Raw genomic sequence first — 14,564 nt, forward strand, 5'->3', positions numbered from 1 at the left:
TGAAGCCAGATGTCAGAGTACATTCTCGAAATGCGGAACATTACGAAAGCGTTTCCCGGGGTGAAGGCGCTGGATAACGTGAATTTGAAAGTTCGCGAAGGTGAAATCCATTCCCTGTGCGGGGAGAACGGAGCGGGCAAATCCACGTTGATGAAAGTGCTGAGCGGCGTGTATCCACACGGCTCCTATGAGGGAGATATTTTGTTCAAAGGCAGCGTCTGCGAATTTAAAAATATCAAGCAAAGCGAAGATCTGGGCATCGTCATCATCCATCAGGAGCTTGCGTTGATCCCTTATCTGTCGATTGCCGAGAACATTTACTTGGGGAACGAGCGTGCCGAGAAGGGCATTATGAACTGGAATGAGACGATGATGGGTGCCAAAGCGCTGCTGGATAAGGTGGGACTCAGCGAGAATCCGAACACACAGGTCGGCAGCATCGGCGTCGGCAAGCAGCAGCTGGTCGAAATTGCAAAGGCCTTATCCAAGAAGGTGAAGCTGCTTATTTTGGACGAACCGACGGCGGCGCTCAATGAGGACGATAGCGAGAATTTGCTGGAGCTGATGCTGGAATTCAAGAAACAGGGAATCTCCTGCATCCTAATCTCCCATAAATTGAACGAGGTCTCAAAGGTATCGGATTCCATTACGATTCTTCGTGACGGTCAAACCATCGAAACGCTGGATATGAGAGGCGGCGAGGTGAACGAGGATCGGATCATCCGCGGCATGGTCGGCCGGGATTTGACGAACCGCTATCCGGAGCGGACACCGAAGATCGGGGAAGTCATTCTGGAGATTAAGGATTGGACGGTATATCACGAGCTGCAAGCAGGCCGCAAAGTGATTGACAACGTGAGCATGGATATACGCCGGGGGGAAGTCGTGGGCATTGCCGGGCTGATGGGTTCCGGCCGGACTGAGCTTGCGATGAGTATTTTCGGTAAGGCTTACGGCCGGAATATTACCGGAACGCTGCGCAAAGACGGGAAGGAAATCCGGAATCAATCCATTACCGAAGCCATTGATAACGGCTTAGCTTACGTGACCGAGGACCGTAAGGAATACGGGTTGATCCTCATGGACGATATCAAGCGCAACATCTCGCTTACCGGACTGTCCAAGCTTGCGAGGAACATGGTCATTGATGATAAGGAAGAAATACTCGTGGCGGAGGACATGCGGAAGAAGCTCAAGATCAAAACGCCGAACATTCTCCAGAAGGCGGGAAACCTCAGCGGGGGGAATCAGCAGAAGGTCGTCCTAAGTAAATGGATTTATGCCGAGCCGGACATTCTGATCCTGGATGAGCCGACGCGGGGGATTGACGTTGGGGCCAAATACGAGATATACGCGATCATTAACCAGCTGGCGGATGAGGGGAAGGGCGTGCTTGTCATTTCCTCGGAGCTGCCGGAGATTATAGGGATCTGCGACCGGATTTATGTCATGAGCGCGGGACGGATAACCGGTGAGGTTAGCAGAGAGCAGGCTTCGCAGGAAACCCTGATGAGATACATGACCAAGAACGGAGGGGCTTAAGCATGGAAACACTCAAAAAAATGTTCAAAAACAACATCCGCCAATACGGGATGATCATCGCCCTTGTTGTCATTATGATATTTTTCCAGATCATTACGGGCGGGCTGCTGCTGGAGCCGATCAACATCACAAACCTGATTCTCCAGAACAGCTATATCCTCGTACTTGCTATCGGCATGGTGCTTGTCATTATTACGGGCCATATTGATTTGTCGGTCGGTTCGGTAGCTGCTTTCGTCGGTGCAGTGGCCGCGATTATGATGGTGGATATGCAGCTGCATCCGGTCATTGCGGTGATCGTGTCTCTGATCGTCGGGGGCCTGATCGGTGCTTGGCAGGGATTCTGGGTGGCTTATGTAAGGATACCGGCCTTTATTGTAACGCTTGCGGGAATGCTGTTGTTCCGTGGTCTAACCATGATTGTGCTGGAAGGTCAATCGATTGCGCCTTTTCCTTCAGGCTTCCAGAAACTGAGCTCCGGCTTTATTCCGGATTTCGGTAACACCGGCACCAATCTAATTGCGATTCTGGCTGGGATCGTCTTTACGGTTATTTTCCTGATCAATGAGCTTCGCGAGCGAAAATCGCATAAAAAATACAACTTCGAAGTATTGCCAAACGGCTTGTTCCTTTTGAAGCTTATACTTATCGCGGCGGTGATCAATGCCTTTACGTTCATGCTGGCCAGTTATGCCGGCCTGCCGAACATTCTGATTCTGCTATTGGTGTTGATCATCATCTATTCCTTCGTGATGAACAAAACCGTGATGGGCCGTCATATTTATGCGCTTGGCGGCAACGAGAAAGCGGCGGCTCTGTCCGGCGTGAAAACCAAGAAGGTCACGTTCTGGGTATTCGTCAACATGGGTGTGATGGCAGCGATCTCCGGGTTGATCTTTGCCGCCCGCTTGAACGCGGCGACGCCAAGAGCTGGCACGAACTTTGAGCTGGATGCCATCGCGGCGAGCTTCATTGGCGGCGCTTCGGCTACCGGCGGGATCGGTACGGTCTTTGGTGCCATCATCGGCGGTCTCGTCATGGGCGTGCTCAATAACGGGATGTCGCTTGTAGGTCTTGGCATCGACTGGCAGCAAGGAATCAAAGGTCTGGTTCTGCTCGCAGCGGTAGCCTTCGATATTTACAATAAAAAGAAGAGCAGTGCTGCTTAATTTAAAACGATGTAAATGATAAATGGCTGACTCCGGGGTAGATCTGTTGCTCCCCTTGGATCAGCCATTTATTTTGCGTATATATTACATTTTAATCGTAACTCTTCGGGTTATCAGTCGAATCAGAATAAGTGTAATCAGGATGACGGCCACGGAGCCTGCAAGAGAAACCGGCAGCGTGACGGAAAAGGCTGTCGTGACTGGCAGCCACTGTTCCCATATGGATGCCAGCTCAAATTGCCACAATGCATCCATGAAGCCGATTAACACGAGGGCTACGGCGATCCACCCCAAGCCGCGAATCCAGCCAAACCGGTAAAATCCGGATCCGATCATCCACCCCATCAGATAATAGATAAAGATTTGGACGCCGTAGGAGGCAAGCATCAGCAGCCAGCTGTTATCAAACTCCTGCATCAGCGGGGTGCTGCCTGCATCATGGGATGTAACCATCCCGATGATCCAATTGCCTAGACCCACCACGACTGGGAAGGCCAATGACAGATAGACGGCAGCCACAGCGGCTCCATTGAAGAAATCCTTACGGGTTACTCCATGTCTTACATAGTAGCTAAGGAAGCCATAAGCGGAAATAATACCGATTACCAGCATGAAGCCCTTGGTTGAGCGGTAAGTGATAGAGAAGAAGTCCTCCTCTGCGATTCCTTCGCGAACATTGACACCAATGCTGTTACCGATGCCGACTCCAAAATATATCAGCAGCACAATAAATAGAAATCCCAAGGCCCAGCTGCCTTGCTGAAGAAACATGTCCGTCGATACTCTCGTTACGGCCGATGACGTCTTTTTCATGCGGAATATTCCTCCCCCGTCAGATGGATAAACAAGTCCTGGAGCGAGATCGGCCCGATCTCAAGTCCTGCCCGATGCGCGGCTAACTGAGTTTCCTCGCTTAATTCTCCATAGACCATGACGGCTTTGGTAGAACCGAGCTGCTGCACGTTGAGCACCTTCATGCCCTTGATGAATTCATCTACCTTAGCCGCCGGGCCTGTAATGGATACACCTCGGGATGTAAGGCTTTCATAATCGTCTTGAAGCACGAACTGGCCTTTGTGAATGATAATGACTTCTTCAAACAGATAATCCATCTCCGAAACCAGGTGGGTGGAGAGAATGAATGTACGGGGATGGCGCTCCTGATCTTCTAGCAGTTCCCGGTAAAAAATTTCGCGTGCCGGCGCATCCATGCCGAGATAAACCTCATCCAATATGGTCACCGGCGAGCGGCTGGCAAGCCCGATGCATACGTTAAAAGCGGATTGCATCCCTTTGGAAAGCTGCTTCAGCTGTTTATCCAAAGGCAAATTGAATTTGCGTGCGAGCTCAAGCGCATATCCGGTATCGAAATGGGGCCGGTGCCTGGCTATGGATTCAATTGCTGCCTTGACCTTGTCCGAGTCGTCTTTATAGTCGATATCGTAGATGAAGGAGACTTCCTTCATGATTTTGGCATTTTCGAACGGCTGCTCACCGCCGACCGTAACCGATCCCGATGAGGGTTCGCGAAATGAAGCAAGAACAGACAGAAGCGAGGTTTTGCCTGCTCCATTCCGCCCCAGGAGACCATAAATTTTGCCGGCCGGGAGATGGAGCGAAACATTGCGGACGGCTTCGAGGTCACCGTATACCACCGATAGGCGGTCAAACTGAACATCAAGATTCATGGACGTCACTTCCTTTTAACTGGGTTATGATTTGAAAAAGCTCATCCGTGGATAATCCGAGTTTATCTGCTTCCTGTACCATAGGCACCACATAATGTTCCGCAAATGCACTCTTTCGGGTCTGGAGCAGCATTTCCTTGGCCCCTTCTGCAACAAACATGCCGACACCTCGCTTTTTATAGATGAGTCCGGAATCAACCAGCAGGTTGATGCCCTTTAACACCGTGATGTGATTGATTTTGTAAAATTGGGAGAGCTGCGTCGTGGAAGGAACCTGTTCACCTTCAAGCAGTAGATCATTCACGATCTGGTCCTCGATCTTCTCCTTGATCTGGATGAACAGGGGCTTATTATCTGGATGCACGGTACCGCTCAATAAGAATCACCGCCTTACCTTCATGTCCTGTTAAGGTTATATACTTATATATATGACTATATAACCAAAAGGTGAATCGATTGTCAAGCATTTGGTTGGTTGTCGCAAATCCATTAACACGCATTTCCAAAAAACAACGTCAAAAAGGCCGACCAGAAGGATCTGGTCGACCTTGATCTAAACGCTGATGCGTAAGTCATTATCTTGCGTATAACTAAAGTATGCGAACCTCGATGCTCAATAAAAGATGATGCGTAATACCGAAATTGCAGTAATTCTTACGGACTCAGAATACGTTATTTCGTTAAAAATAGACTCTCTTCTCACCATAACAGACAGGGGAGCTCTTATTTACGGTTAAAAGCGGAGGTAAACTATATTTACAAATTGCTATAGCCGTTCACTTTTCTTCCAAAGTCTCGGAAGCGTCCATGGGAGGGAGCTTTCCACGTTTCAAATCACGGATCGTCAGTCCGAAATCGATCTGTAGATGCGGATAATCCGGGAAGTTGGCCCAATCACCGCCCCACTGGAAGCCTAAATCTTTGGCAATTTCCACAACTTCCATCCAGTCGGCCTTGCCGTTTCCGTTCCCGTCATATTCCATATCCCAGATGATGCTTCCATCCTTTAGTCTTAGCGCAAAATCAATCGCAAGTCCATAGTTGTGAAGGGATTCTCCTGCCTTGGCATACGTCACGATGTCGCCCTCGGTGCTGCGACCCTGATTGTAGATGCGGGTCTGCTCTTCATGACTGCGGTAACCGTCCGTTATGATGATCGCGATTCCTTTTTTCTTGGTTAGACGGACAAGCTCGTTCTTTTGCTGCAATACATACGGGTGGAGCTGGGAGACTTTAGGGGCTTCTTTACTATTAAAATCAAGATCGTTGATGAATCCCGGTATGGAGGTTTGCAGCTGCATATAAAATATGGCGAGTAATAAGGCAGCAATTAAGAAAAGTGTCGTTTTTTTGCGTTTGATCATGCGAACTCTTTAATCTACCTACTTTCATATAATGGCTTACTCTATTATATCGGCATCCCGCCTCGGATTCCAACAGAGGGGACTTCCTGACCAGATATCGACATGAATAGCAATCCATGGTTTATCGCATCCTATTCATTAAAATGGTCGCTATCCGAAAAAAAAGGGGGGATTGCAATGAGCAATATTCAAAATATGTCGATGAGGCTCAACCAGCTATCAAGCGAATTGACTACGGCAGCGCAAAACGGGGGAATGAACGAAGTCGGGATGATCGTGAGCCAGCTCAGCCAGATCCAAGCTGAACTTCAAAGCGCCCAGGCTGCAGTTTCGCCTGAAACTTCTGCTGCTGTCCGTCAGGAACTGGTGAATTGCCGGATGGTTTTGCATGGGATGATGAATACGGTGCAGGATATCCGAACCGCTACGGCGGAGCAGTACCGCCAAGTGCTGGGCGAGAACAAAACGGCATTCGAGCAAATGGACGAGACTGCGCAGCAGAGCGAGTACGCCGAAGCCTATCAACATCGTCAGCTGTTCCAGCAGATGGACCAAGTCAGCCAGCAGCTTCATCAGTTGGATGGTTCGATGCTGGATGCAGGTTATCAGATGGAGCGGGGACAGGTGACCGGCGACAGTCTGAATGGAGCGGTATCGATTGAGGGGCTGACTTCAGGTACAGACGAAACCGGAAGCATGATGTAAGACTGCTCGATCGGAGGATCGAAACAGGATAACAGTTAACTACAATAATCGAAGCTGCAGATCCGATTCACAGGATGCTGACAGCTTCTTTTTTTAAGAGATTTGAACGTATAAATACCAGATGCTTACCTTCTGTATCTAGCACGAAAACCTTCTGCTAGTATGAAGTCTGTCCTTAGAGAAACTGCGTCAATATCCGTTTTTTTAGTGATTGAAAGAAAACTCCTTTTTAATATATAATTAAGGAGAAAATATTCTTTTTACGCCTGTTAGAGGAAACGAGGGATGTGGAATGGCAAGAGTTGGCCCAAGACTGAATCATTCTAACACGTTGTTGATGATATCGAGCATTTATTCTTCCCTGACCAAGACGGAGAAAAAAGTGGCTGATTACGTGAAAAGCTACCCTGAGGAAACCGTGCTCGCTACCGTAACGGATTTGTCTGAGAAGGCAGGGGTCGGCGAGACATCCGTCATTCGATTCTGCCGCAAGCTGGGGTTTCGGGGATTTCATGAATTCAAGCTGTCCGTTGCACAGGATTTGGTGGATCGTCCTCCATCCGTAGTGGATACCGCTATCGATGAGCAGGATGACATGATGACGGTGGCCCGCAAGCTGACGATTCAGCATGAAATTTTACTTAAGAATACGCTGGATCTGGTTAACGCCGACAATCTAAAGATGGCGGTGGATAAGCTGCTGGCCGCAAACAAAGTGTATGTCTATGGCGTGGGTTCTTCAGGCATAACCGCACTGGATTTGCATTATCAGCTGATGAGACTGGGGCTTAATGTGGAAGCGCACCGGGATTCGCATATTATTGCCATGTCCGCTTCCTTGGTCAAGAAGGGCGATCTCGTATTCGCCATTTCCACTTCCGGCAGCACGCGAGACCTGGTGGATCCGGTGAAGGAAGCGAAACAGAATGGAGCGGACGTCATCTGTTTGACCGGACATCTCCGTTCCCCGATTGTTACATACGCGGATACAGTTCTCCCTGTATCTTCCAGGGAAATGCCGACAGAGGGCGGAGCGCTGGCAACAAAGTTCATGCAGACGTATATGTTGAACATTCTTACAACGCTCTTAACGATGAAAAAAGAGGATGCCTCGAAGTCGTTGGAGAAAACCGCGAGGTCCGTTGTGGATAAGCTGTATTAGTGAATCGATCCTTGGGAATCGATACACATTTGTTCATCTTAGGGCGGGGGCACGGGATGAATCGATCTTCCATTTTATTGATTACGAAGGGAGTGTTTACATACTATGAGTTACGCGATCGGTGTTGATATTGGGGGGACGAAAGTCCAGTTTGCAGTCATTGATCGAGAAGGAAAGATCATAAACCGGCATCTGATGCCTACCGAGGCGAACAAAGGGCCGGAGCAGCTTATGAACAAAGTCCTGCTTGGCATCGACATGATGATGGAATCCGCCGGTTCAGAGGAAGAGGTGCAAGGTATCGGTATCGGCAGCGCAGGCCAAATTGATTTTCGGGAAGGGACCGTTCTATACGCGGGAGATACGTTGCCAGGTTGGACGGGGATGGAGATTAAACGAAAGGTATCCGAACGTTACGATACCCGGGTGCATGTTGACAATGATGTTAATGTTATAGCCATTGCCGAGAAAATGTACGGCGTTGGCAAGGATTGTGATAACTTTGTGTGCCTTGCTCTTGGTACGGGGATTGGCGGTGCCGTTATCGAATCAGGGCGTCTTCTTCGAGGGGTCTTTGGCGGGGCAGCGGAGCTTGGCCATGTCAGTATTGACATCAACGGTCCTCGCTGCAGCTGCGGAAATAACGGCTGTATTGAGCTGTATGCTTCAGGCAGCGGCATTGCCAGATTAGGGCTTGAGATGCAGAAGAGTGAAAGCGCTTCATATGATTGGGAACCTAATGCCCGGGATATTGTTAAGGCCTGGCACCGGGATGATCCGTCGGCCACGGAGGTGATGCGGGTTGTTTTCCGAGCACTGGGAGCGGCTGTTGCCGGTTATATTCATGCATTTAATCCGGAGGTAGTGGTGATTGGCGGGGGAGTGGCGGAATCGGGTCCTCGTTTTTTGCAGGCGCTCGATCAGGAGGTCGATGTCCGGACTTCTTCGTATATGAGAAGTTGCTGCAGGATTATGCCTGCTAACTTTGGCAGTGATGCAGGTGTCATAGGCGCAGCTGCTCAAGTGTGGCATTACGGTGAGATGGATTCTATGTTGTAAGTAATATAGGAGAATTATTCCTTCAAAAATCAGGTAGAGGATTAGTGGTGTCTTGTCAGGCTTATGAGGGTGAACCGTTGTTTGGGCCACAGCATATGGTTGAAATGGCGAATGGGCCGTACTGGAGGGGCCATAGGTATAAGGGCCTCATGAACGGCAGAGATGCCTTTGCCGTTCATGAGGCCGGCGCTGACACTGTAGCTATGGACGGGACACGGAGACCGAGACCGGATGGGAAACTACTGAAGAGGTAGTGGGCGAACGAGGGTTCCAACTAAGGCAGTTTTGCATCGTCTTAAAAAAGCAATAAAAGGAGCGGCGCGTTTAGCCCGGCTCCTTTTATTAATTGAGTTTGTTACTTATGCTTTCCGCCATTCCTCGATCGCTTTATGTAGGCGAGACAACGCCTCCTGAACGGTAGCGCGTGTGCAGGCCAGGTTCATGCGCATGAAACCTTCGCCTTCCTTGCCGAAGGCTGCTCCGCTGTTTAAACCAAGCTTCGCCTCATGAACCAGGAAGCGGTTTAACTCCTCGTGGGACATGCCCATCCCGCGGAAATCAATCCACAGCAGGTAAGTAGCTTCCGGGATAACCACCTTAAGCTCGGGCAGATGCTCCTGGGCGAAATTCGAAACCAGCTCCATGTTCTCGCGGATATAAACCAGAAGTTCATCCAGCCATGGTCCGCCTTCACGGTAAGCGGCCTCGGTGGCGGCGGCACCCATCGGTGTAATGGAGCCAATGGCGTAACGGTTCAGTATTTTGCGGAACTTGCTGCGCAGCTGCGCATTCGAGATGATGATGTTCGCCGTATTCAGACCGGCGATATTAAACGTCTTGCTTGGTGCGGTGCAGATGATGGAACGCTCGGCAGCATCCTTGGACAGAGCGGCGAATGGCGTATGCGCACCAGATTCAAACACCAGATCTGCATGGATTTCATCGGATACAACAAGCACATCGTATTGCTGACAGAGGGAGGCCAGACGATCCAATTCCGTTCTAGTCCACACCCGGCCTACCGGGTTGTGCGGACTGCACAGAATGATCATTTTGACGTTGCCGGTAGAAAAACTCTTCTCCAAATCCTCGAAATCCATCGAGTAATCTCCGTCCTCACTTCGAAGCAGCGGATTATGCACGAGCTCACGACCATGGTCCTGAACGACGCTATAGAATGGCGGATAGACCGGCGTCTGGATGACAACTTGATCTCCCGGCTCGGTGAACGCATCCACAATAAGGCTGAGTGCCGGAACGACACCCGGACAGAATTGAATCCACTCCTGCTGGATACTCCAGTTGTGGCGTTTCTTCATCCAGTCGCAAATCGCTTCACGGTAAGAGTCGGACGGGAACGTATACCCGAATACACCATGCTCCACCCGTTGATGGAGCGCCTTTACAACGGCGGATGGCGCGGCAAAATCCATGTCGGCCACCCACATTGGAAGCGCGTCTGGCACGCCGAAGATGGTGGGAACATTATCCCACTTCTGACAGTCGGTACAGTTTCGGTCTATTGCAAGATCAAAATTCATATGTAAATTCCTCCTAGTAGAGATGAGTTAGCGCTAAGCTACAAATTTAGCTAATGTGATTAAGCCGGTAATCGTAATTACGTTTAGTATGGTCGATATAAGGACAGTTTGTGCAGCAAAATCCGGCTCATTCTGATATTCTTCCGCCAAGATGGATGAATTTACGCCAACCGGCATGCCTGAAGCAATGATGAGTGCTTGAGCCGGGATGCCCTTTAAGCCGAGCAGCAGCACGATCAGAATGCCGATGGCCGGCGCGACCAGGAGACGCAGCAGCACGCTGAGGTAGACATCGAGCCGGCGCAGGCGGAGCGGATATTTGATGATCTGTGCGCCGAGCGTCAGCAGGGCGATCGCCACCATGGACTGATCCGCATACATCAGCGGCTGTGAGATAAAGACCGGAAGCGGCAACGCCAGGGCATGCAGCACTATGCCGATGACGAGGGCATAGGGAACGGGCATTTTCAGGAATCCGATGATGGCCTGTTTGTATAGTCCTTCTGTCTTGGCCCCTTGAATGGAAATAACTCCGTACGTGAACGTAAGGAGGCTCTGAAAAGACATGATGAGCGCTTGCACCGAGCCGGCCATCGGATCACCCTTGAAGGCGAGATCATTGATCGGAAGGCCGTAGTTTCCCGAATTATCGAGCAGAAGGCTGTTGGTAAAAGCTGCTCTCATCCCCCGATTGAACTTACGCTGCTTGGCAACCAGCATGCTGATCAGGTAGAGGACGCCGATATAGAGCGCATAGAATAAGGCCACCATGCCCAGCAGCTGCGGTGACATTTTGGACTCGTACATACTCATAAATACGGCTGCAGGCGTAATGTAGTAAAAGTTAATTTTAGCGAGTGTGTACAAATCGAGTTTAAAGGCATATTGCATAATAATGCCAAAGCCTATCAGGACAAAGATGGGAAGTACCACTTCAAGTAAAATGTCGGCGATCATGCTGTTGTCATCTTCTTTCCATGAGTGTAGCTTAAGGTAAATATCTGGCTGTCGTATGACGCCATGTCATTATATCATGACAAAGGATAGTTGACACTTGATTCCGTATGGAAAAAAGAACAATTGTCGCTGGCCACAACCAATCGCTTTACACCTGGGCTGCACGCAAAAAGGGTGTTCCCTTGGCCGACGCCCAGGGGAACACCCTTGGATGGTTATAGCAATAGTAGCGTCTGTTGACGCATCATTATTGCGGGTTGGTTGTCCAAATTCCGGCGGTTTTGACAAATACACGCTGCGGCAGCTTCAGTGCAGCGAGCACAAGCTCAGCTACGTCTTCCGGCTGCAGCATCCGGTCCTCGTCCCCGATATTCAGGCCGGCATTGACGGCAAGATCCGTGTTAACGGTGCTTGGGGTCAGAGCGGTTACGCGAATGTTGTGTTTGCGAACCTCCTGCAGCACGGCTTCGGTCAGTCCCATAACGGCAAATTTAGAAGCGTTATAGGCAGAGCCTGTGGCGAATCCACGCTCTCCGGCCGTAGAAGAGATGTTGATGATATCACCCTTGTTATGCTCGATCATGCCCGGCAGTGCCGCGCGCGTCATGTAGTACGTTCCCATCAGGTTCACGTCGACGATACGTTTCCAGGCTTCAGGTTCCATCTCCAGCAGATTGCCGAATTGGGCAATGCCCGCATTGTTGATTAGAATGTCCACCGAGCCCAGCTCCATGTTTACCGCTGCAAAAGCAGCCTCTGCCTCGCTCTGTACGGAAACGTCGGCAACTGCGGCCACGGCTCTGACGCCATATTGTTCAGCAACCAGGGCGCTCAGCAGTTCCAGATCAGCTGCCGTACGGGCGACAAGCCCGACGTGCACACCTTCCTTGGCAAGCGCGATCGCCAGGGCGCGTCCAATCCCTTTACCTGCACCCGTGATGAGGGCTGTTTTATTTTTCAGGCTCATGTACACTCACTCCTTCACATCAATAAAAAAATATGGTTTCGTTGACCAGTATACCCTGTAGCATCGGCTATTACCAAATGCTTGCGATCCATCGACAGGAATTTGTTATAATCGTAGCAGCGAAAAAACATAACCGTGTTCATTATAATTTCAGGAAGTGGAGGAACAACCTATGCTGCACGCGCTGGACATCATAACCGCTTTTCGGCAGGGGGATGAAGCGGCTGCCAAGAGGCATCCATGGTTAATGAAACTGGTATCGGCCGAAGAACGAATCGTGAATCTGGAACGAATTACGTCCATCGGCCAATTATCTCATGCCAACCCCGTGCTGGATTATGTAGAACGCACACTGAAGATACTGGATTCGCTCCCTGTCTCCTATTGGATCAAAGAATTGCTGGAAGAAGTACTGGTATGGGCGGAAACGGCCAAGGGCGGAACCATGCGGGAACGCCTCCGCTGGCAGCAGTCGGGCATCAACTTGTTCCTTCATAATATCGGGTCCGCCCAGTTATACGAGAGACATATTCGGGACGGTAATGGAACCCTGCCTCCGCATGAAGAGATGGTACACACACTCATACTTACCCATGGACTGCTTGGGCAACACATTCGGGGGGAAGTCGCTTTCGAGGAAAATTTGCCGCTGCATAAGCTTACGGAGGAAGGACGGCTGACCGCAGATGAGTTGATCCGGCTGCTAATCCCTTTGAATCACTGCATCATCGGTGGTGTATCGGAAGAGCTTTGGCATTCCGTTCAGGAAGAAATAACGCAGCTTATTCGCAATCTTGCCGAAGGGACCGTACCGGATCGATGGACTTATGAGGAGAGGCTGCGCCGTCTCCGGTCCGTTTCGATTGCCCGGGGAGAAGACTTCGATAAGCAGCTTCAAGGGATTCGTGAGCAGTGTGATCTGTCAGCTGCCCTGCATGGATTTCAGGATATGACGCTCTGGTATGTGGAGGCTGCCCTGCAGGATTTCTCGTTGGAGGAGTTCATGAAGGTTCTTTTGCTTGCTCTCCATTCGGAGAAGCAGAGCCCGGCTCAGCAAGTTGCGGAGGGGCAGCGAGATCAGCTGCTACCGGATTCGGTGAGTCACTTAAGCTTTGAGCCGCTGATGAATGATATGTATTACGATTATAAAGGCGTCAAGAAGCTGAACGTATATAAGAAGAGAATGATTGAGCAATATTTGCGCCAAACGGATTGGACGACTTGCCTTCACGGGCCGGTGATGGCCAACCCGCATCTGAGCCATCGGATCGAACGGAAGCCGGAGCTACCGGATACGGTATTCTTTACTTTCGAATTCTCGCAAGCGGCGGAGAAATTAATTGAATTTTGCATCGAAGCGGAGAAGTCGCCGCTCTATGAGAAAGCGGTCCTGCTCCTGTTTGACCTGTTCGGCCTGCGCCGGGACGCCTACGACAGGTTTCATAACGAAGAGAGTTATTTGAGTGATATGAACAGCACGGGAGATTACAAAAAAGTGATTCTGGATTATATTACGGGAACGGCGGTGCTGGATATCGGTCCCGGGGGCGGCGTGCTGCTTGACCTGATCGAGGAACGGCTGCCGCATGTGCGTCCGGTTGGGATTGATATCTCCTCGAACGTGATTGAAGCGCTGGAGAAACGCAAACGTTTGGAGCACAAAGCATGGGAAGTGATGAAGGGGGATGCGCTGAATCTCAGGGACTACGTGGAGCCGGGAAGTGTCGATACGGTCATCTTCTCCTCGATCTTGCATGAGTTGTATTCTTATATTGAGATGGACGGAACCCGCTTCAATATGGCCACTGTAGAGGCCGCGCTGACAAGTGCCTACGAAGTACTCGCACCCGGTGGCCGCATCATTATCCGTGACGGGATTATGACTGAGCCCGGGGACACCTGGAGAAGGATTCGCTTCCTGAAGGCGGATGGGCTGGAATGGCTGACCCGGTATGCCTCCGATTTCAAGGGCCGGGTCATAACATACGAGCAGCTGTCCGAGACGGAAGTGCGCATGCCTATAAACGATGCAATGGAGTTCCTGTATACCTATACTTGGGGGGACGAGGCCTATGTGCATGAGGTGCAGGAGCAGTTTGGCTACTTTACGCCTACGCAGTATGCGGAATGTATACGCAGGACGCTAGGTCCTGAAGCGATCATAAGCGTGCAGCAGCATTATTTGCAGGAAGGATATGCCGAGGCATTGGCTGATCGCATCGAATTCATGGATGAAGATGGGAATCCGGTGACGCTGCCTGACAGCACTTGCTTGTACGTCATCGAGAAGCCTGCCCATACCTAGAAGAGAGGAATAACAGGCTGTACTTAAAAAAAGAGGACCTGCACGCTCGTTTTAAGCGTACGGGTCCTTGTTCGTTAGTTGTCGTTTAATCTGTACACAAGTGGT

General features: G+C 50.4%; 13 protein-coding genes. 6 read left to right on the plus strand and 7 right to left on the minus strand.

Annotation, left to right across the window (positions count from 1 at the left end; all coding sequences use genetic code 11):
- Positions 1 to 9 precede the first annotated feature (9 nt).
- The gene (mmsA, locus tag MHH48_RS07675; RefSeq protein ID WP_076323004.1) at positions 10 to 1,542 is read left to right on the plus strand and encodes a multiple monosaccharide ABC transporter ATP-binding protein; all 1,533 of its coding nucleotides are present in this window, start codon (positions 10 to 12) and stop codon (positions 1,540 to 1,542) included.
- 2 nt (positions 1,543 to 1,544) lie between these two features.
- The gene (gene mmsB / locus MHH48_RS07680) at positions 1,545 to 2,711 is read left to right on the plus strand and encodes a multiple monosaccharide ABC transporter permease (RefSeq protein WP_076323005.1); all 1,167 of its coding nucleotides are present in this window, start codon (positions 1,545 to 1,547) and stop codon (positions 2,709 to 2,711) included.
- An 84-nt stretch (positions 2,712 to 2,795) separates the two neighbouring features.
- Here the strand turns inward: mmsB and MHH48_RS07685 are convergent, their stop codons facing one another.
- The 4 genes from MHH48_RS07685 to MHH48_RS07700 all read right to left on the minus strand — a co-directional run bounded on the left by MHH48_RS07685 (position 2,796) and on the right by MHH48_RS07700 (position 5,763).
- Entirely contained in the window at positions 2,796 to 3,524 is a 729-nt protein-coding gene (locus MHH48_RS07685) for a Tat pathway signal protein (protein ID WP_076323006.1), read from the minus strand.
- The gene (locus MHH48_RS07690; protein WP_076323007.1) at positions 3,521 to 4,399 is read right to left on the minus strand and encodes an ABC transporter ATP-binding protein; all 879 of its coding nucleotides are present in this window, start codon (positions 4,397 to 4,399) and stop codon (positions 3,521 to 3,523) included. The genes MHH48_RS07685 and MHH48_RS07690 overlap by 4 nt, the downstream gene beginning before the upstream one ends.
- Complete coding sequence (locus MHH48_RS07695) at positions 4,389 to 4,775, minus strand: GntR family transcriptional regulator (protein ID WP_071223518.1); 387 nt, start codon at positions 4,773 to 4,775, stop codon at positions 4,389 to 4,391. Before MHH48_RS07695 ends, MHH48_RS07690 begins: the two co-directional genes overlap by 11 nt.
- Before the next feature lie 400 nt (positions 4,776 to 5,175).
- The gene (locus tag MHH48_RS07700; protein ID WP_076323008.1) at positions 5,176 to 5,763 is read right to left on the minus strand and encodes a M15 family metallopeptidase; all 588 of its coding nucleotides are present in this window, start codon (positions 5,761 to 5,763) and stop codon (positions 5,176 to 5,178) included.
- Between the two features lie 177 nt (positions 5,764 to 5,940).
- Between MHH48_RS07700 and MHH48_RS07705 the strand changes: the two genes are divergently transcribed.
- The 3 genes from MHH48_RS07705 (at position 5,941) to MHH48_RS07715 (ending at position 8,689) form a co-directional block, all read left to right on the plus strand.
- Entirely contained in the window at positions 5,941 to 6,468 is a 528-nt protein-coding gene (locus MHH48_RS07705; protein WP_076323009.1) for a hypothetical protein, read from the plus strand.
- Between the two features lie 292 nt (positions 6,469 to 6,760).
- Entirely contained in the window at positions 6,761 to 7,630 is an 870-nt protein-coding gene (locus MHH48_RS07710; RefSeq protein ID WP_076323010.1) for a MurR/RpiR family transcriptional regulator, read from the plus strand.
- Positions 7,631 to 7,735: 105 nt separating this feature from the next.
- Positions 7,736 to 8,689 carry an ROK family protein gene (locus MHH48_RS07715; RefSeq protein ID WP_076323011.1) on the plus strand — a complete coding sequence of 318 codons (954 nt, stop codon included), beginning with the start codon at positions 7,736 to 7,738 and terminating at the stop codon, positions 8,687 to 8,689.
- A 359-nt stretch (positions 8,690 to 9,048) separates the two neighbouring features.
- Here MHH48_RS07715 and MHH48_RS07720 read toward each other — a convergent pair whose 3' ends face one another.
- The 3 genes from MHH48_RS07720 to MHH48_RS07730 all read right to left on the minus strand — a co-directional run bounded on the left by MHH48_RS07720 (position 9,049) and on the right by MHH48_RS07730 (position 12,154).
- Positions 9,049 to 10,230, minus strand: a complete 1,182-nt coding sequence (locus MHH48_RS07720) for a PatB family C-S lyase (protein ID WP_076323013.1) — start codon at positions 10,228 to 10,230, stop codon at positions 9,049 to 9,051.
- A 33-nt stretch (positions 10,231 to 10,263) separates the two neighbouring features.
- Positions 10,264 to 11,187, minus strand: coding sequence for an AEC family transporter (locus tag MHH48_RS07725; protein ID WP_076323014.1), 924 nt, complete (start codon positions 11,185 to 11,187; stop codon positions 10,264 to 10,266).
- 247 nt (positions 11,188 to 11,434) lie between these two features.
- On the minus strand, positions 11,435 to 12,154 hold the full coding sequence (locus MHH48_RS07730; protein WP_076323015.1) for a 3-ketoacyl-ACP reductase: 720 nt from the start codon (positions 12,152 to 12,154) through the stop codon (positions 11,435 to 11,437).
- Positions 12,155 to 12,326: 172 nt separating this feature from the next.
- Between MHH48_RS07730 and MHH48_RS07735 the strand changes: the two genes are divergently transcribed.
- Complete coding sequence (locus tag MHH48_RS07735) at positions 12,327 to 14,459, plus strand: class I SAM-dependent methyltransferase (RefSeq protein WP_076323016.1); 2,133 nt, start codon at positions 12,327 to 12,329, stop codon at positions 14,457 to 14,459.
- Positions 14,460 to 14,564 lie beyond the last annotated feature (105 nt).

The organism is Paenibacillus sp. FSL F4-0100 (assembly GCF_037993005.1).
GTDB lineage: Bacteria > Bacillota > Bacilli > Paenibacillales > Paenibacillaceae > Paenibacillus_AQ.

Coding starts and splice junctions, on each gene's coding strand:
- MHH48_RS07720 (WP_076323013.1), bottom strand. CDS start 10,230: ATGAATTTTGATCTTGCAATAGACCGAAACTGTACCGACTGTCAGAAG.
- MHH48_RS07730 (WP_076323015.1), bottom strand. CDS start 12,154: ATGAGCCTGAAAAATAAAACAGCCCTCATCACGGGTGCAGGTAAAGGG.
- MHH48_RS07725 (WP_076323014.1), bottom strand. CDS start 11,187: ATGATCGCCGACATTTTACTTGAAGTGGTACTTCCCATCTTTGTCCTG.
- MHH48_RS07710 (WP_076323010.1), top strand. CDS start 6,761: ATGGCAAGAGTTGGCCCAAGACTGAATCATTCTAACACGTTGTTGATG.
- MHH48_RS07715 (WP_076323011.1), top strand. CDS start 7,736: ATGAGTTACGCGATCGGTGTTGATATTGGGGGGACGAAAGTCCAGTTT.
- MHH48_RS07735 (WP_076323016.1), top strand. CDS start 12,327: ATGCTGCACGCGCTGGACATCATAACCGCTTTTCGGCAGGGGGATGAA.
- MHH48_RS07690 (WP_076323007.1), bottom strand. CDS start 4,399: ATGAATCTTGATGTTCAGTTTGACCGCCTATCGGTGGTATACGGTGAC.
- MHH48_RS07705 (WP_076323009.1), top strand. CDS start 5,941: ATGAGCAATATTCAAAATATGTCGATGAGGCTCAACCAGCTATCAAGC.
- MHH48_RS07685 (WP_076323006.1), bottom strand. CDS start 3,524: ATGAAAAAGACGTCATCGGCCGTAACGAGAGTATCGACGGACATGTTT.
- MHH48_RS07700 (WP_076323008.1), bottom strand. CDS start 5,763: ATGATCAAACGCAAAAAAACGACACTTTTCTTAATTGCTGCCTTATTA.
- mmsB (WP_076323005.1), top strand. CDS start 1,545: ATGGAAACACTCAAAAAAATGTTCAAAAACAACATCCGCCAATACGGG.
- mmsA (WP_076323004.1), top strand. CDS start 10: ATGTCAGAGTACATTCTCGAAATGCGGAACATTACGAAAGCGTTTCCC.